The sequence below is a fragment of the Winogradskyella sp. 266wxhm genome, assembly GCF_058964685.1.
Window position 1 is genome coordinate 294,446 of record NZ_CM179559.1, and the last position, 20,064, is coordinate 314,509.

At 35.9% G+C, this 20,064-nt stretch carries 17 protein-coding genes and 1 pseudogene; all 18 read right to left on the reverse strand.

Going from position 1 to position 20,064, the window contains the following annotated elements:
* Positions 1–8 precede the first annotated feature (8 nt).
* The 18 genes and pseudogenes from AC2H4K_RS01445 to AC2H4K_RS01530 all read right to left on the reverse strand — a co-directional run bounded on the left by AC2H4K_RS01445 (position 9) and on the right by AC2H4K_RS01530 (position 19,998).
* Entirely contained in the window at positions 9–422 is a 414-nt protein-coding gene (locus AC2H4K_RS01445) for a Fur family transcriptional regulator (protein WP_493742364.1), read from the reverse strand.
* Positions 423–482: 60 nt separating this feature from the next.
* Complete coding sequence (locus AC2H4K_RS01450; protein WP_027885450.1) at positions 483–899, reverse strand: Fur family transcriptional regulator; 417 nt, start codon at positions 897–899, stop codon at positions 483–485.
* A 15-nt stretch (positions 900–914) separates the two neighbouring features.
* Positions 915–1,253 (reverse strand): P-II family nitrogen regulator, encoded by a 339-nt coding sequence (locus AC2H4K_RS01455; protein ID WP_008613762.1) that lies wholly within the window; start codon positions 1,251–1,253, stop codon positions 915–917.
* Between the two features lie 96 nt (positions 1,254–1,349).
* On the reverse strand, positions 1,350–2,588 hold the full coding sequence (locus tag AC2H4K_RS01460; RefSeq protein ID WP_281139054.1) for an efflux RND transporter periplasmic adaptor subunit: 1,239 nt from the start codon (positions 2,586–2,588) through the stop codon (positions 1,350–1,352).
* A 22-nt stretch (positions 2,589–2,610) separates the two neighbouring features.
* Positions 2,611–7,049 (reverse strand): annotated as a pseudogene (locus tag AC2H4K_RS01465) (CusA/CzcA family heavy metal efflux RND transporter).
* A 138-nt stretch (positions 7,050–7,187) separates the two neighbouring features.
* Positions 7,188–7,499 (reverse strand): DUF6660 family protein, encoded by a 312-nt coding sequence (locus AC2H4K_RS01470; protein ID WP_105045957.1) that lies wholly within the window; start codon positions 7,497–7,499, stop codon positions 7,188–7,190.
* A gap of 58 nt (positions 7,500–7,557) precedes the next feature.
* On the reverse strand, positions 7,558–9,621 hold the full coding sequence (locus AC2H4K_RS01475) for a Piwi domain-containing protein (RefSeq protein ID WP_493742763.1): 2,064 nt from the start codon (positions 9,619–9,621) through the stop codon (positions 7,558–7,560).
* A 20-nt stretch (positions 9,622–9,641) separates the two neighbouring features.
* Complete coding sequence (locus AC2H4K_RS01480; RefSeq protein ID WP_113966042.1) at positions 9,642–9,935, reverse strand: helix-turn-helix domain-containing protein; 294 nt, start codon at positions 9,933–9,935, stop codon at positions 9,642–9,644.
* A gap of 179 nt (positions 9,936–10,114) precedes the next feature.
* On the reverse strand, positions 10,115–13,198 hold the full coding sequence (locus tag AC2H4K_RS01485; RefSeq protein WP_150313772.1) for an efflux RND transporter permease subunit: 3,084 nt from the start codon (positions 13,196–13,198) through the stop codon (positions 10,115–10,117).
* 11 nt (positions 13,199–13,209) lie between these two features.
* Positions 13,210–14,715 (reverse strand): efflux RND transporter periplasmic adaptor subunit, encoded by a 1,506-nt coding sequence (locus tag AC2H4K_RS01490; protein WP_129760610.1) that lies wholly within the window; start codon positions 14,713–14,715, stop codon positions 13,210–13,212.
* An 11-nt stretch (positions 14,716–14,726) separates the two neighbouring features.
* Positions 14,727–15,020: a hypothetical protein gene (locus AC2H4K_RS01495; protein ID WP_129760609.1), complete on the reverse strand. Its 294-nt coding sequence runs from the start codon at positions 15,018–15,020 to the stop codon at positions 14,727–14,729.
* A 20-nt stretch (positions 15,021–15,040) separates the two neighbouring features.
* Positions 15,041–16,225, reverse strand: a complete 1,185-nt coding sequence (locus AC2H4K_RS01500; RefSeq protein ID WP_129760608.1) for a TolC family protein — start codon at positions 16,223–16,225, stop codon at positions 15,041–15,043.
* Positions 16,226–16,303: 78 nt separating this feature from the next.
* Entirely contained in the window at positions 16,304–16,738 is a 435-nt protein-coding gene (locus tag AC2H4K_RS01505; protein ID WP_129760607.1) for a DUF6769 family protein, read from the reverse strand.
* A 36-nt stretch (positions 16,739–16,774) separates the two neighbouring features.
* Positions 16,775–18,088 carry a DUF3987 domain-containing protein gene (locus tag AC2H4K_RS01510; RefSeq protein ID WP_493742764.1) on the reverse strand — a complete coding sequence of 438 codons (1,314 nt, stop codon included), beginning with the start codon at positions 18,086–18,088 and terminating at the stop codon, positions 16,775–16,777.
* A gap of 27 nt (positions 18,089–18,115) precedes the next feature.
* Complete coding sequence (locus AC2H4K_RS01515) at positions 18,116–18,511, reverse strand: PriCT-2 domain-containing protein (protein ID WP_493742765.1); 396 nt, start codon at positions 18,509–18,511, stop codon at positions 18,116–18,118.
* A complete protein-coding gene (locus tag AC2H4K_RS01520) occupies positions 18,508–19,416 on the reverse strand; it encodes a BT4734/BF3469 family protein (protein WP_493742766.1) in 909 nt (302 codons plus the stop codon). The genes AC2H4K_RS01515 and AC2H4K_RS01520 overlap by 4 nt, the downstream gene beginning before the upstream one ends.
* Positions 19,403–19,675: a helix-turn-helix domain-containing protein gene (locus tag AC2H4K_RS01525; RefSeq protein WP_240640170.1), complete on the reverse strand. Its 273-nt coding sequence runs from the start codon at positions 19,673–19,675 to the stop codon at positions 19,403–19,405. Before AC2H4K_RS01525 ends, AC2H4K_RS01520 begins: the two co-directional genes overlap by 14 nt.
* A 26-nt stretch (positions 19,676–19,701) precedes the next feature.
* On the reverse strand, positions 19,702–19,998 hold the full coding sequence (locus AC2H4K_RS01530; protein WP_093026613.1) for a helix-turn-helix domain-containing protein: 297 nt from the start codon (positions 19,996–19,998) through the stop codon (positions 19,702–19,704).
* Positions 19,999–20,064 lie beyond the last annotated feature (66 nt).

The following is a 20,064-nucleotide window of genomic DNA, read 5'->3' on the forward strand; positions in this document are numbered from 1 at the left end:
GATTCGTATCATTGTTTTAAGTTTTTATGAGCAGATTGGTCTATGTTATATTTTAGCTTCTTTGCTTTTTGGCATTTTACACATGCCCCCTTCAAAACTAAATTTACTTCGGTTATTTCGTATTTGTCAGGTAAATTTTCCTGTGGAACTTTATTGGGCAAACAGAAGGTTTTGCTGCAATTCATACAGTGAAGGTGTAAGTGTAGATCCAGCGAATTCTTATCAGAATATGCATATTTTGCGGTAGCCGTACCGTCATCAATTTGATGTATAATCCCTTTCTTTTGAAATAATTTTATACTCCGATAAATTGTTGTTCTATCTCGTGTATGTTTACTTTTTTTAACGAAAGCCGTTTCTATTTCCCTTAATGTTACAGCATAAAACTTTCTTTTGAGATATTTATAAATAAATAATCTCATTTTGGTAGGTCTAATCCCGTTGTTTCTAAGTGTTTCTTCGGCTTTGGTCATCTCATAAAATTAAACGCCACTACATTTCTCACATATTCCCTTTACTACCAGATTGATATCCTCTGCCACATAGCCTTCGGGCAGGTTTATCTGAGGGATTTTGTGCTCTGTAAGGCACACGGTTTCCCCGCAACTATTGCAATGAAAATGTAAGTGAAGGTCGTTTCCCACCTCACATTCACAATTGTCTTCGCACAGGGCATATTTAATGATGCCGGTGCCATCCTCAATTTGATGCACGATTCCTTTTTCTTCAAATGTCTTCATAGTACGGAAAAGCGTACTCCTTTCCGAGCTTTCGAAATCCTTTCCAAGGTCGCCTAAGCTAACGGCCACATTCAGTTGTGCCAGCCGTCTATAGGTCATCAAGCGCATTGCCGTAGGGCGGATGCCTTTGCTTTCCAACTTTTTTACTATTTTTTCCATTTGCTATAAAAGTATTTAGGGGTCGTAACGCTTTATGGATTCCCCGGTTTTTATCTGGAAGGCATCTTCAATATCGGAAAGATAAATTATTCCGTCACCGGGTTCAGTTGTTTTTGCATTCTCAAGGATAATATCTATTGCTGATTGTGCTTCTTCGTTTTGACATACCAGTTCTAACTTTACAACCGGACTGTCTGTTACACGGAAATCTAAAGAAGGTGATGCGCCTTTTGCTTTAAAAGCCCCGGTACCTTCCCCCTGGGAAAGCGTCATACTTTTGAATCCACTTTCACTAAGGGATTCTATCACTTTTTGAACTCGTTTCGGTTTTATAAATGCTTTTATTTCTTTCATTGCTGTAATATTAATTTTAGTATTAAGGATGAACCCTCTGGAATTTTAATTAAGACAAACATTTAACAGAGAGTCCATCCATCTAATTTTTTTAATTTAATGACCATGGGAAGTCTGGCTTTTCTGCATTTCAGAAACCAGATAATAGGCATTATTATAGGCAACCAACGTACCTTCAGGCAGAGGCTCCAGCAGTTTAATTTCAACCCAACCATCTTCATTTATTCCCGTTCTAACCTGCACTGGTTTCAATTCCCATTCGGTTTCACCATCTTCCTGGTGTTTTTGGGCCGTAAAGATGTAGGGATTTCCTTCTTCTTCAATTATTGCTTCTTCCGGTAAGGCAGGAACAGCTTCTTCACCGGTCCTGATTTTTCCGTTTATATACATCCCCGGAATTAGAAAATCTTCTTTATTATCGATTTCTGCATGCACATGTACCGCTTTGGGGTTTTGTTCAAATTGTTTCCCCACTGAATAAATTTCCCCGGTTAAATTACTGCCTGGAACCGATTCCAGTGTAAACGCAATCTTTTGGCCTTCTTTCACCTTATAAATATCTTTTTCAAAAACCATTAGATCGGCATGCACATGTTCATTATCAACTACCATAAACATACTGGTTTGTGGTTCTACATATTGGCCAATTTGCACCTTTACTTTTTCTATATAACCTCCAATTGGGCTTACTACCGGAATATATTCATATAATTCACCGTCTCTAACCTGGGAAGCATTTAGGTTTAACTGCCGTAACTGTGATTCATACCCCCGCACTTCACCTTGTACAGACTGGTAATCTGATTGGGTTTGTTGAAAAGATTTTCCAGATCCTACCTCTGCTTCATATAAACGTTTCTGTCTTTCAAATTCCTTTTCCAAAAATTGCATCCTACTATATGCATTAATATAATCAGACTGCATTCTGGTTAAATTTGGGTGAGAAAGATAAGCCAACACCTGACCTTTATTTACCTTATCCCCCTCAATAACCTTTATAGAAGTTATATTACCGCCTAAAATTGCCGTAACGGTAGCTTCATATTGTGGCGGCACTTCTAACTGGCCATTGGCTTCCACAATACCGGACAAAGCTTTTTTAGGCAAGGTATCTACTTTAATCCCCAGACTATTGAATTTCATTTCTGAAAGATGTACCGAACGCATCCCTCCTTCTTCTTCATCTCCTTCCTCACCGTGATTTTCACCTTCTTCGGTATTAGTAGTTGCAGTTTCACTGGAAGCATCTTCCCCTGCCGCAGGATTTTCTTTACATCCAAAGAATATGCTGAGCGTTAAGGCAAGCATTAGAATATTTATTGATCTTGTATTCATATCGATTTTCTTATTTTAATTTTTAATTTGAATTCTTAAGGTAATATTCCAGTTGGTAACGGCTGTCGAGATAATCGTTAAAAGCACTCCAGGCATTTACCTCGATTCTAATGGCATCTCTTATATTTTGAAGGAAAGTTATATAATCTATAGCTCCCTCTTTAAATGCTAATACTGACCCTTCCTGTTGTTCCTGTGCTAAAGGAAGTGCTTCATCCCTATAATAATTCCATGAGTTTCTCCATTTGATATAGTCTTCACGCATATTTTTATAGGCGGTTTCCAGTTCGATTTTATCCTGATAAAAGTTTTGCTCTGCAATCTGTCTATTTACTTGTGCTTCCTGTGTACGGCCTAATTCCGGCCCAAAAAACAGCGGAATTTGAATTCCTATTTGATATTGGAAGAAACCCGATTGCCCGGCTATTTCCTGCCTACCGTACTGACCCTGAAATTTGGGCAAAAATTCAGATTTTCGTTCTCTGGTAACCGCTTTGGCAACATCTATCCTTTGTTCCGAAACCTGTAGCAACGGATGATTTTCAAGCGACTCTACCAGAAAGTTTAAAGGTTCGTCTAAAGTTTCAACAGGCAAATCTGGTACATCATAGATTGTGTCACTAACGAACCATAGGTTTAAACGCTGTATTGATTTCAGGTAATCTCGGTACGATTGTTCCAGCTGTATTTTAACCTCGTTCGCCTGGTTGGAGGTAGCAAGATATTCCAATTTGGAGGTGGCCTCTGTTTCATACCTGATTCTTGCAGCCCTTTCAATATCTTCAAAAATTGAATCCATTTTTCTATAAACCTGGAATGTCCTTTTAGTTGTATAAACCGAGGCCCAGGCCCTGCTTACTTCACGTTCAATTTCAATAGTAGATAACTCTAAGGCACTTTCAGCAAGGGCAACCCTTTCTTTCTGCAATTTTAACCGGGGGGCAATTCCAAAAATATCAATGCCTTGCTGTTGGACGCCAATTTGAGTATAGACCCCATCAGAGCCATTTCCTACTTCTTCTTTTCCTGTAAAGATTTGGGTATTTCCAAAATCATAGGCGGTTTTACGCAATACTTCCTCACTTTCAATTTCAAGTTGAGCAGCTTTTAATTGCGGAAAGTTTTGGATTGCCATTTCTTTAGCCTCTTGCAAACTAATAGTTTGTAAAGAATCCTGTTGTGAATATTCAGATGACATTGCATCAGATTGTGCATTTACAGAAAAGGTTCCGCCTAAAACAAAGCCAATTATCAAAATCGTAGCTAAAGATCGTGAATTGGAAGAACCAAGCTTGTTCTGTTCCTTTTTCTCCCGTCTCTTCTCTACAAATGTATAAAGGACAGGAAGAACCACCAGCGTAAGCAAGGTAGCCGTAAGCATACCACCTATAACAACTGTAGCAAGTGGTTGTTGAACTTCTGCACCGGCAGATGTGGAAAATGCCATTGGTAAAAAACCGAAAATATCTGTTGTTGCTGTTAACATAATAGGTCGTATTCGTTCTTTGGTTCCTGTAAAAATTCTATCTCTTATACTGGTTACTCCTTCTTCTTTTAAAGAATTGAATCTATTTATTAGTACCAGTCCGTTTAAAACTGCAACACCAAACAGAACAATGAAGCCTACACCTGCGGAAATGCTAAATGGCATACCTCTTAACCAAAGGGCAAAAACACCTCCGATAGCAGCCAATGGTATCGCCATATAGATCATGATAGATTGGGAAAAAGATTTTAAGGCAAAATATAGAAGCACGAAAATCAGGAATAAGGCTATCGGTACCACAATCACTAATCGGTCTTTGGCACTCTGAAGGTTTTCGAACTCCCCTCCATAAGTAATATAATAACCTGGTGGCAATTCTAATTCCTCATCTAATTTTTGCTGAATGTCGTTCACCACAGACTCTACATCTCTTCCCCGGGCGTTTACACCCACATAGGTTCTTCTGTAGGTATCATCTCTTGAAATTTGCATAGGCCCCGGAACATACTCAATATCTGCTATTTCTTTTATAGGCACCTGAGTTCCGTCTGGAAGATCGATATACATACCACGCAAATCATCAATATTCTTTCTATGATCTTCATCAAATCTTACTACCAGATCAAATCGTTTTTCTCCTTCAAAAATGACTCCGGCTGTTCCTCCTGCAAAAGCTGTACTTATGTAATCATTGGCTTTTTGGATATCCAGTCCATATTGCGCAATTTTATCACGGTTAAATTTAACGGTCATTTGCGGAAGGCCTGATGTTCGCTCCGCGTTTACGTCTCCTGCACCAGGCACGGTTTGGATAATACTGGCCATTTCCTGTACCTTTTCCGACAACACCCCCAGGTCCTCTCCATATAGTTTAACCGCAATATCTTCTCTAACCCCCTCTAATAATTCGTTGAACCTTAATTCTACAGGTTGCGTAAACACAAGGTTTACCCCAGTAAGTTCTTTATTGAGTTTTTCCTTGATTTGCGCTATAAGTCCTTCTTTAGTTTCAGCGGTTGTCCATTTATCCTTATCTTTTTCAAGAATCAGGTACATATCTGCTATATCCATCGGCATGGGATCTGTTGGGATGTCGGCCACTCCAATTCTTGCTGTTGCTGTTTTAATTTCAGGAAAATTTTCTAGAAGGATATTTTCTATTTTTTTGGAAACTTCAATAGACTCTGTTAATGAACTTCCTGGTCTGATTAAAGCCTGCATTGCAATATCCCCTTCATCCAGTTGAGGCACAAATTCTCCTCCCATTCTCGAAAAAAGAAAACCGGCTAACACAAGCAGTACCACTGCAGATCCTATAACAATTAATTTCAGTTTTAAGGCTCCTTTTAATAAGGGCATATATACTCTTTGTATTCCGCCAATTATCTTATCACTGATTTTTTCCAGCCAACGTTCAAATTTTCCAAACCAGTTCTTTTTATTCTGAATTGGTTTCATGAATAAGGCCGACATCATAGGTACGTAGGTAAGACACAAGAAGATAGCACCTATCATGGCAAAACCGAAAGTGTAAGCCATCGGCTTAAACATTTTGCCTTCTACCCCGGTAAGAAAAAGAATGGGTGTAAATACGATAAGAATGATAATTTGTCCAAAAAATGCAGAGCCCATCATCGTACTTCCGGCATCATAGGCTACTTTATCCATTACGCCTTGATTGAATTTTAGCTTTCCAGACCTAATCCGTTTTTGGATCTCATACACCGTTCCTTCTATAATAATCACGGCACCATCTATAATAATCCCAAAGTCTATAGCTCCCAAGCTCATTAAGTTTGCCCATACATTAAATTGCTTCATTAATATAAAGGCAAAAAGCAAGGACAACGGTATGGTCGTGGCCGTTATGATGCCACCTCTTAAACTACCCAACAATAAAACAAGGGCAAATATCACGATTAGGGCGCCTTCCAGTAAATTGGTTTTAACGGTATCGGTCGTTCTGGCAATTAGCTCACTACGATCAATGATAGGGGCGATAGTGAGACCTTCTGGCAGGGATTTTTCAATTTCTGCCATACGATTCTTAACATTTTGAATAACCGCATTAGGGTTTGAACCTTTTAGCATCATTATTATTCCTCCCACGGCTTCCTTACCGTCTTGCGTAAAAGCACCATAACGTACCTGATTCCCAAAATGGACGCGTGTTGCAACATCTCCAATAGTTACGGGAATGTTGCCCTCGTTAATAATCGAAATATCTTTAATGTCTTCCAAAGAGCGAATAAGACCTTCACCTCTTATGAAATTTGACATTTTATTTTTTTCTATGTAAGCACCGCCTGTATTCACATTGTTCCGAGCGAGAGCCTCATACACTTGTGAAATACTAATACCCAAACTATTCAACTTATCTGGGTTGACAGTGACCTCGTACTGTACTGTTTAATACTGCCTCCATAAGAGTTGACCTCTACCACGCCTTCCAGTAATGTGAGTTGTCGTTTGATAACCCAATCTTGCACGGTGCGCAGTTCCATAGGCGAATACTTGTTTTCAAAACCCTCCTCTGGCTTTATAGTGTATTCATAGATTTGACCTAAACCAGTAGAGATGGGACCCATAGATGGACTTCCAAATTTTTCAGGGATAGATTCGCCCAGTTCGTTTAGTTTTTCCTGTACCAGCTGTCGAGGAAGATAGGTTCCCATATCGTCTTCAAAAACGATAGTAACTACGGAAAGGCCAAAGCGTGAGATAGATCTTATTTCTGTAACGCCTGGTAAATTACCCATAGATAGTTCTACGGGATAGGTTACAAATTGTTCAATATCTTCTGTGGCAAGATTTGGCGACTGGGTGATCACCTGAACCTGATTGTTAGTAATATCTGGCACCGATCCCAGGTTGACGGTCATCATGGACCAAATACCCGTCCCTATCAGCGCTAAGGTAAGTAGTCCAATAATAAATTTATTATTAATGGAAAATGCGATTATCTTATTAATCATATAAATAAAAATTTAATTCAGTTAAAATTCTTGATAATAATTTTGTGCCTAACAAAATCTATCAATAGGACCAAGGATCTAGTATGAGAACCAGGATTTGGTCAAAAAAGGATATAATTATCCTTTAAAAAAACTGAATTATGCCTGTGGTGGCTGTAAAATGGAAGTGGTAAAATCTTTTTTTATACCGTTTAAGTAGAGAAAATCTTGAGAAGAAATGTATTTAAACTCAAATTTTATTTCTGCGAATTTGAAATAAGTTACGTTTAAATGGCAACATTGGCAAATACAAAATGGGGAACATAAATCTGCATCTTGATGTTGGTGGTTATCACCTAAATCTTGAGAAATTTCTGTTTTAACTTCATTGTCAAAAGTACCTGTATCTTCACAAGGCACTAAATTTAGTGTGAAGATATAGATTGACAATATGAATGCTAAAAATTTCATTAAGGCAAATATAAGAATTTTTTAATGCAATGGTTGTGCAAAGAAAAAAGGCTTCGGATTATAAAAACCATAAGGTTTCTTGACCAAAAGGTGGTATTTCCTTGCTTTCAAAACGAGGTGCTATTTCTGCAACCATTTCAGGATATTTAATTGTTATTGGTACGTTTTGTTGACGTAAGGATTTCCAATATAGCCTACTAAATTGATACACTTGCTCTATTAGCTTTCTAATCATTTTACTATCATTTAAAGCCTCTGGTGTAGGACTTGATATTTTAAGTTTTATTGGAAATGAGTAACTTGAATGACTTGGGTATTGAACTGTTGTCTTATACCTTAAATTATTAAATAAAAGATATTTGTGTTCATCTTTCCTGCCTATATTTATAAAAGTACCACTCATAGGTATTAGCTCACCATTCCAATTTTGGTCGAAAGCAATTATATCTTGAGATTTTGTTTTATTGATATTTAAAACAAATAAAGGACAAGGCAATTTAAGTTTATCCATCATTTCTAAAACAGGTTGTATTTCCTCATCCTTCATATCCTTATAAAAGTGAATAACTATTTTTTCAGGTATTTGGTTTGTTGGTACGTATTGATAGATAGCATCACTTAATGCACCCCCTAACTGTTTAACATCAGATTTACTGAAATAATGAAATTCATTAAACCTTCCATTATTTTTAAAACTGAATGCACTTGCTACATATCGAATGTTTTCTTCGGTATTTTTAAATGCACCCACACCAATAACTAATTCATTTTTAGGTTTGACATTTAGTTGCCAAGGTGTACCATCTAATTTTGCTAATAAGGCTAATGAAATGTTTGTTAAATCGTATATGAACTTATGTTGATTTCTTCTAAATCTATCAAACTCTATTACTTGAGATATAATTCTTTTATATAAAAGCTGTTCTTTAACCTTGTAATACACTAACTTTTTTTCAAGATTGGGTTCGTGCTTGTTAAAAGGGCTTAAATAAATAGCAACGTAATTAATGTTAGGGTCTGATTTAAAGTCTTTTATACCTTGTGAAATTTGAGGTAATGGATTTTCTAAATCATCAAATACTATATTGACATCATTATCGAAATGTGCTAAAACACCTGCATAAATGTTTAAACCTTTATACCAACTTGTACCATCTTCCAATAATTTTTGCAATGCTTCTACTTCTTTAGCATAACTTGTATGATGTATAAAGAAGAAATGCACATTATCTAACTGACAAGGATTTAAAGGTTTTAAGTTCTTAAAATCTATTTTGGGATTTCTACCAACACCATTTTGGAACAATAAATCATTACTTTCATCAGTTACTTCACCAATGCGATTTATTTCTACTGGCAGGTAATCATCATTATTTACAGGGATAACTTTCTTAAATTCATCACTTAAAATGAAATGTTGAATAAACTTATCAATTTTGTGTTTATAACCAATATATTTATTGGAATCATCTTTGGGTTCTGGTTTAATTTTAAACGCATTACGTAAATCGTTATTCAAAATGGCAAAAGCCTTTGTGTTATCATCAATAAATTCCTTTTCCTTATGATATTTTAATAACCTCATTTTATATACAACTTTATTAAGATTTGTTGTTGAGGTATGTTTTATAATTTCAGAAATAGGTTTTTTAAACACTTTAGCCATACCATCATAAGAAATAACTAACTCACCATATTCACTAACTTCTTTAATTTGTACTTTGACCGTAAACTTATAATACTGCGCGAAACTTTTATTTTGATATGATCTATTACCTATCCAAATTTGATTATCATTCACAAAGTTTTGACCAACAAGTTTTTTAATGCTATTAAAGAATTTTTTGATACGCCAATTATAATAGTGTTTAATTAAGTCGGTTGGTTGTTCCTTTAGATTGAGTGATAAGGGATGATAGCCTTCTTTTTCGTAAATAAACGATGTGTATATGAAATCAGGGTTTTCTTCTTTTATACCAGGAAACAAATCTTCTATATTGGTTGGAAACTTTGTTTTATAGAGCTTTTGAGCATTACCAATTTTCTCTTTACTTAAATAAAAAGTTATTGGTTTGTCTGGTAAATCAAACGTTATGATATTGAAATAAAGTTCCTGACTCATAAGACTTGGGTTTATTAATTCTACTTCTTGCTCAATCTATTAATTTTTTGTTCTACAATTTTGAGGATTTCCGTACTGTTCTTTTCATCTTTTAACATAAAGACAATTTTATCTGCCATCCAGAATTGAAGCAATTCATTTTTATTTTGTTTTAATACTTTGGCTAATGCTTCAGCTTGCTCTTTACGAGCCATACGAGTACCACGTTCAATTTTACTTAAAAGTGCCGTATCTATATTCATTTGAGATGCAACTTCTCTTAATAGTAATTGCTTTTCTTCTCGTATTTCTCTGATGTATTCTCCAAACGTCATTTTGGGGATATTTTGACTTGTCAATATTTGTCTAATGTAAGAAAAAGAAAATAAGAACTAACAAAAAGATATTAACAATTATAAACAGGAAATGAGGAAGTTAAGGATTTGAGGATATGAATAAAAAAACCTCCCTAAAAAGAGAGGTTTCCTTAAATCCTGTATTTCCTTAAAATCCTTTAATGGGTATTTTTTGTGACCAATTGATAAACACAAGGAATTACTACCAAGTTTAATATTGTAGCAGATAGTAAACCACCTAAAATAACAACTGCCATTGGGCTTTGTATTTCACTACCTGGTTCACCACCTTTTAAAGCCAATGGAATTAACGCCAAACCTGTTGTAAAAGCGGTCATTAAAATTGGATTTAAACGGTCTAAAGCTCCTGTTTTTATCAACTGAAACCCTTTCATTCCTTCTTGTCGTAAGTCTTCATAACGTGATACTAATAAGATACCGTTACGTGTTGCAATTCCGAAAAGACTAATAAATCCAATTGTGGCTGCAATACTTATGATTCCTGATGTGAAATACACAATCAAAATACCACCAATCAAGGCCAACGGTAAATTAATCAATACCACAAATGCCAATTTTACATCTTTAAATTCATAATAGAGTAAAAGGAAAATAATGGCTATCGCAACGATTGCTGTTATCATAAGTAATTGTGATGCTTTGGATTCGCTTTCAAACTGTCCGCCATATTGCACACGATAGCCTTCTGGCATATTCACATTGTTTGCAACCACTTCCTTGATTTCGTTTACTGCACCACGTAAATCCCTGCCTTGTACATTGGCAGCAACCACAATTTTACGTTGTACATCTTCACGATTAATGGTATTTGGACTACTTACCGATTGAATAGTTGCCAATTCCCCTAATATGGTTTGTCCACCATTTGGTAAACTGATTAAGGCGTTTTTGATATTTTCAATATCATCCCGGAACGGTTTTTCGTAGCGAACTATCAAATCGAAATACTGCTGACCTTCGTAAATTTCACCTGCTTCTTCTCCTGCAAACGCAATATCTACTTGTTCCATTAAATTGCCAACGGTCATTCCATACGCTGCTAAAATCTGACGTTTGGGTTTGATGCGGATTTGTGGCACTTCAATTTGTTGGTCAACCGCAACATCTGCCAATCCATCAATCTCTTTGATGTTTTGCTCTACGCTTTTACCAACCTCGAATAAACGTTGTAAATCTGAACCAAAAATCTTTATGGCAATATTGGCACGTGTTCCAGAAAGCATATGGTCAATTCTGTGTGCAATGGGTTGTCCTAAAGTGATATTCACTCCTGGTGCAACGCTCAATTTGTTTCGGACTTCTTCAAAGAATTCTTCTTTGGTTTTATCTTCAAGCACAAAAGGCACATCAATTTCAGATGCATTTACGCCTTGTGCGTGTTCATCTAATTCTGCTCTTCCTTGTCGTCTTGTAACAACGTCCACTTCTGGTAAATCCAATAGAATAGTTTCTATCAATTTTCCTGTTTTGTTGCTTTCTTCCAAAGACATACCTGGTGGACCAACAACACTAATTACCAAAGAGCCTTCATTAAATTCTGGTAGAAAACTTCGTCCCAATTGTGTGAGTACTAAAAGACTTATGATAAATGCAATTATTGTAGTTCCAATAATGGTTTTTGGAATATTAGTGGCACGTTCCAAAAGATTACCATAATGTTTTTGTAACCAACGCTCTACACGTGTTCCTTCTGCTTGTTTATTGAGCAGTTTTTCATTGTTCAATAAATAAGAACACAAAATAGGTGTTACTGTTACTGCCACTATCAATGATGTTAACACAGAGGTTACAAAAGCAATACCTAATGGTTGCAATAACCGACCTTCCATTCCGCTTAAAAAGAATAGTGGAACAAATGACACAATAATAATTAGTGTTGCGATAATGATGGAACTTCTAATCTCTACAGAGGCATCACGCACAACCTTAATTGTAGATTGTCGTTCTGCTTTCGGCTTTTTGATGTTCTCTCGTAAGCGTTTATACACGTTTTCAACATCAATAATCGCATCATCAACCAACGCACCAATAGCAATTGCCATACCACCTAAACTCATTGTATTGATGGTGTAACCCAACCATTTTAAAATGATAATGGACACCAACAATGAAATTGGAATTGCCAACAATGATATTAAGGTAGTTCTCCAATTCATTAAAAAGATGAACAGGATAATCATTACAAAAAATGCACCTTCTAAAAGGGTCATATTTAGATTGCTAATTGAAGCATCAATAAAATCGGATTGTCTGAAGATCTGACTTTTAATGTTTACACCTTTTGGTAAGGTTTTTTGTAAATCTGCAATCGCTTCATCCAAGCGGTCTGTCAATTCCAATGTATTAACATCAGGTTGTTTTGAAATGGTTAAAATCACCGCAGGATTTGCGTTTAAAGAACCATCACCAATTTTATCGGAAGCTCCAATTTTCACAGTCGCTACGTCCTTAATTTTTATGGTTTGCCCATTGACTTGTTTTAAAACTGCTTCCTGCAAATCTTCTAACGCATACGCTCTACCACTACCTTTAATGATGTATTGATTACCGTATTGGTTCACAACACCACCAGGTGCATTTGTATTTGCTTCCTTAACGTGTTCTACCAATTCAGATAGACTTACATCGTAATGTTTCATCTTTTCAGGATTAGCAAATACTTGGTATTGTTTGTAATCGCCTCCAATGACTACCACATTTGCAATACCACCAATTGCTTTTATGCGTGGTCTAATTGTCCAATCGGAAAGTGTTCGCAATTCCATTGGTGACAAACTATCTGACGTTACTCCCAAAAGCATTATTTCACCCATAATCGATGAAATAGGTGCCATTGTTGGTGCTCCGATACCTTCTGGTAAATTTTCCCGAACCATTGGGATTCGTTCACTTACAATTTGTCGAGCACGATAAATATCGGTTCCCCATTCAAATTCTACCCAAACAATGGAAATTCCAGCTGCCGATGACGAACGGATTCGTCTTACATTGGGCGAACCGTTTAAGGCTGTTTCTAATTGATAGGTGACTAATTTCTCTACTTCTTCCGATTCCATTCCGTGCGCTTCGGTAAGAATAGTTACCGTTGGTGCTGTTAAGTCTGGGAATACATCAACATTCATCGTCTTTGCATAATACACGCCTAACACACTCAACACCACAGCTCCTAACAGAATAAGCAATCTGTTATGAAGTGATATATTTAATATTTTATTCAACATAACTTTTGCTTTTAGTGTTCGTGTCCGTGTGCAGGTGTAGAACCTGACATTGATGCCATTTTAACTTGGTAGGCTCCTGTGGTTACAACCACATCACCAACCTGTAAACCTTTAAGCACCTCTACGTTTTTACCATTTCGTTTTCCTATGGAAATAGGGCGTCTTTCAAAACTTTCTCCAGAAAGTTGCACCATTACCGAATAGTTGCCATAATCTTCCATTAAAGCCGATTCGGGTACAAGTGTTCCTTGTTCTCCGTTACCCATAGCAATTTGTACTTGGGTTAGACTTCCATCTGGCAAGTTTATAGCATCGTTTACTTTGGCATATACCGAAATTAACGGACTGTCGCGTTCTACATCTTTGGATATGGACAGAATTTCACCTTCTGAATCTAAAATGCTTTTCCAATTTCCTATTTCAGTTTGATACCAAACGTTTTTAATGTTTTGCATCGTCAACCCATATGTAGGTGCTATTTGCGATTTAAGCACTTTAGATTGTTCGGTTGCAACACTTATTAAAACCGTTCCTTGTTCTGCATAATCACCATTGGCAACATTTACACTCCTTATAAACCCATCAAAAGGTGCTCGTATTTGTTTACTGCCACCAGAAACTCCTGAAGCAAGCGATTGATATTGCGATTTTGCAATAGCATAGTTGCTTTCTACTTTTTCAAATTCTGATTTTGGTATAATCTTACTTTCGTAAAGCTCTTTCTTCCTATTATACTCGGATGTGGCTTGGTCATAGTTCGCTTTGGCTTTAGCTATTTCTGCGCTTAAATTATTGCTTGCCAATCCTTGACTACTTACATTCATAAGCAATTGACCTTGTTTCACTTCCGTTCCTTCCGTTAAGTTAGTTGTGGCAAAATTTACGGTTCCATTAGCCGTTGCGACCATTGTTTTTACAGAACCCTGTGCAGGCTGCCAAACTCCCGATGTCTTAATCACATCGTAAATTTCACCATTCATTACAGATGCTGTTTGAAACTCTATTTTCCAAGCCTGTTCTTTTAAAAAGGATATAGAACCATCTTCTCCTGCATCGTCTATTGCGTTATTGGCTTCTTCCATATTAGCATACACCATTAGGTCTTTAATCATAATTTTATCGGTGTATTGTGGTGTGGAAAGGTCGAATACCAATTGATGTATTCCCGATTCCTTTGGTTGAATGATGGGCGAAAATATTCCTGGTGATGATGGACTTTCTGCTGTAGCACGAATGCCTTTGTCACCTTTAATTAAACTTACTGTAACCGAACCTTCACGCACAGGTTGATGTTTGTCCATTACCGTAAAATGCGCTGCAAATTTGCTGGGTTGCCCAACAATAAGTACAGGAAATTCAACGAACAATTCGGTTTGGTCTGTCCAAATGGTATAATCCACTCGAGGTATTTCTTCGCCTACGTGACTTCCATCTGGATTGTGGGCGTGATTATCTTCATTATTTTGCTTACAAGCTATTGCCATAAAGGCAAGCACAATTATTACATACTTTTTCATTTGTTTTATTTTTAGTGGTCGTGGTGTTCTTCTCCGTTGTCGTGAGTGTGTGTTTTCTCATCGGATTTCATAGAATCCTTGTCCACGTTAAACTCTTCTTGTTTTACGTCTTCGTGTTCAGTCTTATGACTACCATCAGCATTATGCTCGTGTCCGTGGTCATCGTTTGTTTCTTCTTTTTTTGTGTCTCGACAACTTGTAATACTTATTGCAAGGATTACAGTTAATGCCAATAAAAATTTTGATACTGTTTTACTCACAATGAGTTTATTTGTTTTAAGGTGTTCGTGAATCTGTGATTTCATTGTTTTAGATTTTTAAATTGTTAAAGTTTGTGTATTAATAATTGTGCTTGTAAAAGCTGTAATTCTTTTTCCATTTGCAGCATTTTGTCGGTAGCATCCCGATAAAACTGCACTTCCATATAGTACTCCAAAAAGGAATATTCCCCTAAATTGTAGGCTTTAAAAAGCAAATCTTCGCTGTTTAGGGATTCTATGATATTTTGGTATTCGGTGTATTTATCAAACAATAATTGATACTGATTATACTCCTGTTGCAAATCGGCATACAATAGTTGTTTGGTTACTTGCGAACTTGATTGTTGGTACTCGTAATTTGCCTGGGCAGCTTTAACTTTATTCTTGCTGCTCCATAATGGAATGGACAAACCACCGTAAACACCAGAATAATTATTGCCATTTACACCTTGATAATTATATCCTAAAGCAAGGTTGGGCAAAATTTTATTCTTTTCGAGTGTTACATTTTGAAGTGCTGACGCTTCATTAGCCTGTAACTCCAATAATTTGGGGTCACTTGCCAATTTGTCGCTCCATAGTGTTTCCATAGTTTGCAGTTCAAAAGGAATTTCCAATTGCAGATTATCCAACTCAAGCGATTGCTCACCATTTAAGGTTTGCAATACCGTAATTTGATTCTGAATTTCAGCTTCTAATTGTTCTACTACAAATTGTTCTTGAATCCAAGCTACTTTCGCTTTGTTAAGGTCTAAAATGCCAACTTGCTCTTTATTGAAAAGCTCTTGCATTTGCTCATAAACCTGCTTGCTTTGTTGCTTTCTATTGGTTTCAATAGTCTTTTGCTTTTGAAGTATATAGAGGCTAATTAACCCTTGTTTTGCTTTTAAGAGTACTTCCTGTCGCTTTTTAGTAAATAGGGCTTGTAGCTGTTCTGCTTTCAAGTTATTCCATTTGCTACGCGCTGCATACACCGTTGGAAATTCGAAGGATTGCGATATTTGATATTCGGTGTAATTTCCCGTTGCGTTATCGCCAAATGGCAAATAATAGCCTAAAAGCTGTGGGTCGGGTAAATTATTGGCGCTCTTGTTTTCGAGCTGTTGGCTTTCAATGAAAGATTGATAGGCTTTTAACTCGGTATTGTTCTGTTCTATTTGGTTAAGTAATTCATCTACTGATTTTGTTTGAGAATAAATGTTACCAACGAACAGGCATACACCAATGGTGCATACTAATTTTATGTTCATAATGATGTTTTTTTAGGTTTATCAAAATAGAATTACAGGGTGTTTTTTGTTTATACTAACAAAACCCTGTATAACTGATTAACCTAAACTTGGTGGTCCCCGAAGTGAGCAATTGGGGAAATATGTGTTTTGAAGTTTATCTGGCGGATGATACCATCTTTCTTTTGAGGTATCAACATCTATAAGTGCAAGATTTACGGTTTCAGGAAATAGTGTTCTTACCGATTCTTTTTCTACGGTAATTTTCTTTACTGTTGATTCCTTCAACACCAACACATCTGTTGTTGTATTGGTATGCACGTGCATTTCTACAAACCAATCAAAAAATCCTTTTTTAGAATTATCTTTTTCAGGGGTTTCGTGATGATGTTCGTGATTGTGCGAATGTGCTACTGCACTATGTTGATGTTCTTCTTGATGTTGATGATGCCAATGTGGCACAACTTGGTGCATCAGTAACATACTGAATATGCCCAAGAAAAATAGTGCCTTTATGTTTTTGTGTTTTTGCATCACGTACAAAAGTAATAAAATATAAATAGAGTATTATTAATTCTTTTGACTGTTCGAATAATTGTTATGTGCTTCTCTGTGTATTAATCCTGCTTCTACAAATTTGGTAATATAGCCTTCTGCGGTTTTGTGTGGTATTTTGTTTTTGTCGGCTATATTTAGGTAATCTTGTCTTGAAAATTGATAAGGTAATTCTTCTAAAAAACGTTCTTTTCGATTGGCTCGTTTAACTTGCTTTTGTTCAATAGGCAAATCGTTAAACACCTTACTACTGTGCTTTACTAATACGCTTATCATTTCCAATGTATTTTCAAAATCTATATCCTCACAATATCTTACTTGGTTTACATCACCATCTTCCATAATGCGAAATACAGAAAACAACATTATAATTCTAAATGCTATTAACCCCAAACGTCTAACAGTTGCTATATAGTCATCGGGTTGAAGATTGAGGTATTTGGTTTGAAGCTTCTCAAAAAACACATTAAACTTTTGTTGTTGCTCGGTTGTTAGCCTTACTTCAATATCAGGATTGTTTTTTAGGGTTTTGTATAACCCAAAAAATTCTTTTCCTAATTGGTCGTAATATTCATCTAAACCATTGGTTGTATCAGTTTGAAAAACGTTCTTCCAAGTAGGTTTGATATTCATATAATAAAACATAAAACGACTAAACAAGCCATTTTCAGCACTTGGAACCAATGCCTGAATCTGCTTTGGTGTACCAGACAACACCGTTGACAAACAAGGTCTTTCAATATCTACATACTCTCTGTCCGTTCTACGATAGTAACTAATGGTTTCGTGGTGGAATGCTTTACGAAAACCATCGGAATAATTACCGTAATCACTTTTAAAAGCTTGTGCTAAAGTATCTCCTTCGGTTTCAAAAATTAACCCTCTACCTTCATTATCCGATATTAATTGATAAACACCTGTTACACTATTGTTAGCCGGAATAAACAGCATTCTTTCAGGTGGTTTACTCGGTTTTTCCATAGTTTCACTTTTGCCCTTATTCATATTATAAGTAGCCATTTCAACTTGATGCTGTTGTTTTAGGGTTTTGGATTGTTCGCGCTTTTCTTTGTGAACAGGATTTACCAAATTTTTAATTTGGTTTAATCTCCCTTTTCCTGCTGAAGCAGGTGCAGTAACAAATAAATACAAGTTGCTAAACACTTTCCGTTGGTCGTACACACCAAATAATTTTGGAAAACAGGCACTAAATGCAGTTAATGCACCCAACAACAAAATATCACGTTCTTCATTACTGCTTGATGGTTTTACTACTTGTTGCAAAAATGTTGGGATGTTGTTGTAAACTGTTGTTGGTATTGTTGGCAATGGTTGTTTTTCTTCCTCTGGATGTTGCTATACTTCAACAACTTGTTGTTGCTGTTTTGGTTTAATACCAACTTGATGCAAATGGTGGTATAAGGTTGCTATGCTTATACCGTGTCCTTTTGCTTGTAAGCATTTATTATACTGTTCGTCGCATTCTTTATGGTCGTAACCTGAATAATTTCTGCTAATTCTATGGTAGTAATCACGTCCAGCTTCACCGTATTCCTCTGAAATAGCAAAACCAATATCACGCCACTTTTCATAAGTATCAGTAATATCGATACCTGATTGTTCTAAAGCGTTGATATATGTTTCAATATCATTTGCAACAACCGTTGTCGGTTTGTTGTTGATTGGTTTTTTAGGTACTTCTTTTTGCTCTGGAACAGCTAACCAATCTTTCGGGTTGAATATTTTTGTCATAGCTTTTGATGTCTTTTATGTAGGTATGCCAATGGATCGTGGGATAAAAAACACGCTCTGGAAATGTCTTTACCCGATTGGTCTACCTCAATGTTATATGTTTGCTTTATGTAATTGGCCACCGCAATAAAATATTCATTGTGTGACACTTTGGATAAATCGATTCTAATTATCCATTTTAAGCCTTCTCCTGAAGGTGATGTAAACAACATTTCGGTTTCGAAATATTCATCGTTTAATAATTGTTGTTTTAGTTCTTCAAGATTTTCTAAATGGTCAAAATCGATTGTCAATAATGATGAATGCTCAATTAAGCTATCATCATTTCGTTTAGAAAACACACCTGAAAATGTTACATAATCAAAATGATTTGCTTTAAATTTCCGTGCTTCTTTAGGGTCTTTAATCGCTCTAAATTGCTCTGTGATACTTTTATACTTATTACTTGTAATACGCTCAAATATTTGATATAATCTTACTTTTTCAGTTGGAAAAACATTTCTAATTGGTGCTTTGTAAAAACTGCTGTAAGCATACCAAGTATCATCAGGTGCATCTAACCAGGATAATTCATCTTCTTTTTTAACTTCAAAATTTAGATGCAGTACCTCATTGATTTTTAGTAACAATTCTTCTTCATTAATGATTTTAAAATGATAGGATGCAAAATCGAATACATCACCTTTAAAATCGGTTAATTCTATGTCGTAATGCATTGCCTTATTTTCAACAACATTAATTTGTAATGTTGATTTACCACCATTAAAAGGATTTCGGGTTATCCCGCAGTCCCTTCCTTTTAAGGAAAGGACTGTTGATTTAGGATAATACTGCCTTAATACATAAGCATAAATATTTAACCCGTAATGCGTTTTCTTTAAGATGCTTTCTTTACTTATTTCCATCGCATTTAAAATTTGGGTTATAATAATTGCTTTGTAATAGTTCCTCTATATCAGATACTTTGTAATAAAATTTACCTTGTATCTTGCTATATGGAATCGTACCATTTGAACGGAATGTTTGCAATGTCCGTTGGCTAATATGTAGCGTTTGCATTACGTCCTGATTGTCAATCCACGTATCTTTTAAGCGTTCTGCTCTCGTAGCTCTTATTAATTCGATACGTGCCTTTAAGTCCTTAATCTCTTGTGAGAGTGCCAAGAGTAAATCGATGATTTCAGTCATAACTAAATCCTTCCTTTTTTGATTAAGTAATTAGCTGCCTGTTGCTCGATTTCGTCTTGGGAATCCATACGGTTACGCAATAACCATTGGTCTAATTCCTGACGTTGGAAATAGATTTTTTTACCATTCGGTTTATAGTGTGGAATGGCTCCCGTACTTGTAAGTTTATACAAGTGCGATTGTGATAGTTCTAAATACTGACAAGTTTCATTGAAATTCAATACTTGCTTTTGCAACGTTTGTTGTTCTACTAACAACTTTTCGATGCGTTCTAAACGTTCAATTATTTTAACGTCCATCTTATTATAAATTTTAATTAAAAAATGGACTTCTGCGCAAAAGTCATCCTTGATTGTCAAGGACAT

What these genes read in the sequence shown, in the direction of transcription:
- AC2H4K_RS01445 (WP_493742364.1), bottom strand. Translation starts at nt 422, where the DNA reads ATGAGATTATTTATTTATAAATATCTCAAAAGAAAGTTTTATGCTGTA.
- AC2H4K_RS01450 (WP_027885450.1), bottom strand. Translation starts at nt 899, where the DNA reads ATGGAAAAAATAGTAAAAAAGTTGGAAAGCAAAGGCATCCGCCCTACG.
- AC2H4K_RS01455 (WP_008613762.1), bottom strand. Translation starts at nt 1,253, where the DNA reads ATGAAAGAAATAAAAGCATTTATAAAACCGAAACGAGTTCAAAAAGTG.
- AC2H4K_RS01460 (WP_281139054.1), bottom strand. Translation starts at nt 2,588, where the DNA reads ATGAATACAAGATCAATAAATATTCTAATGCTTGCCTTAACGCTCAGC.
- AC2H4K_RS01470 (WP_105045957.1), bottom strand. Translation starts at nt 7,499, where the DNA reads ATGAAATTTTTAGCATTCATATTGTCAATCTATATCTTCACACTAAAT.
- AC2H4K_RS01475 (WP_493742763.1), bottom strand. Translation starts at nt 9,621, where the DNA reads ATGAGTCAGGAACTTTATTTCAATATCATAACGTTTGATTTACCAGAC.
- AC2H4K_RS01480 (WP_113966042.1), bottom strand. Translation starts at nt 9,935, where the DNA reads ATGACGTTTGGAGAATACATCAGAGAAATACGAGAAGAAAAGCAATTA.
- AC2H4K_RS01485 (WP_150313772.1), bottom strand. Translation starts at nt 13,198, where the DNA reads ATGTTGAATAAAATATTAAATATATCACTTCATAACAGATTGCTTATT.
- AC2H4K_RS01490 (WP_129760610.1), bottom strand. Translation starts at nt 14,715, where the DNA reads ATGAAAAAGTATGTAATAATTGTGCTTGCCTTTATGGCAATAGCTTGT.
- AC2H4K_RS01495 (WP_129760609.1), bottom strand. Translation starts at nt 15,020, where the DNA reads ATGAAATCACAGATTCACGAACACCTTAAAACAAATAAACTCATTGTG.
- AC2H4K_RS01500 (WP_129760608.1), bottom strand. Translation starts at nt 16,225, where the DNA reads ATGAACATAAAATTAGTATGCACCATTGGTGTATGCCTGTTCGTTGGT.
- AC2H4K_RS01505 (WP_129760607.1), bottom strand. Translation starts at nt 16,738, where the DNA reads ATGCAAAAACACAAAAACATAAAGGCACTATTTTTCTTGGGCATATTC.
- AC2H4K_RS01515 (WP_493742765.1), bottom strand. Translation starts at nt 18,511, where the DNA reads ATGACAAAAATATTCAACCCGAAAGATTGGTTAGCTGTTCCAGAGCAA.
- AC2H4K_RS01520 (WP_493742766.1), bottom strand. Translation starts at nt 19,416, where the DNA reads ATGGAAATAAGTAAAGAAAGCATCTTAAAGAAAACGCATTACGGGTTA.
- AC2H4K_RS01530 (WP_093026613.1), bottom strand. Translation starts at nt 19,998, where the DNA reads ATGGACGTTAAAATAATTGAACGTTTAGAACGCATCGAAAAGTTGTTA.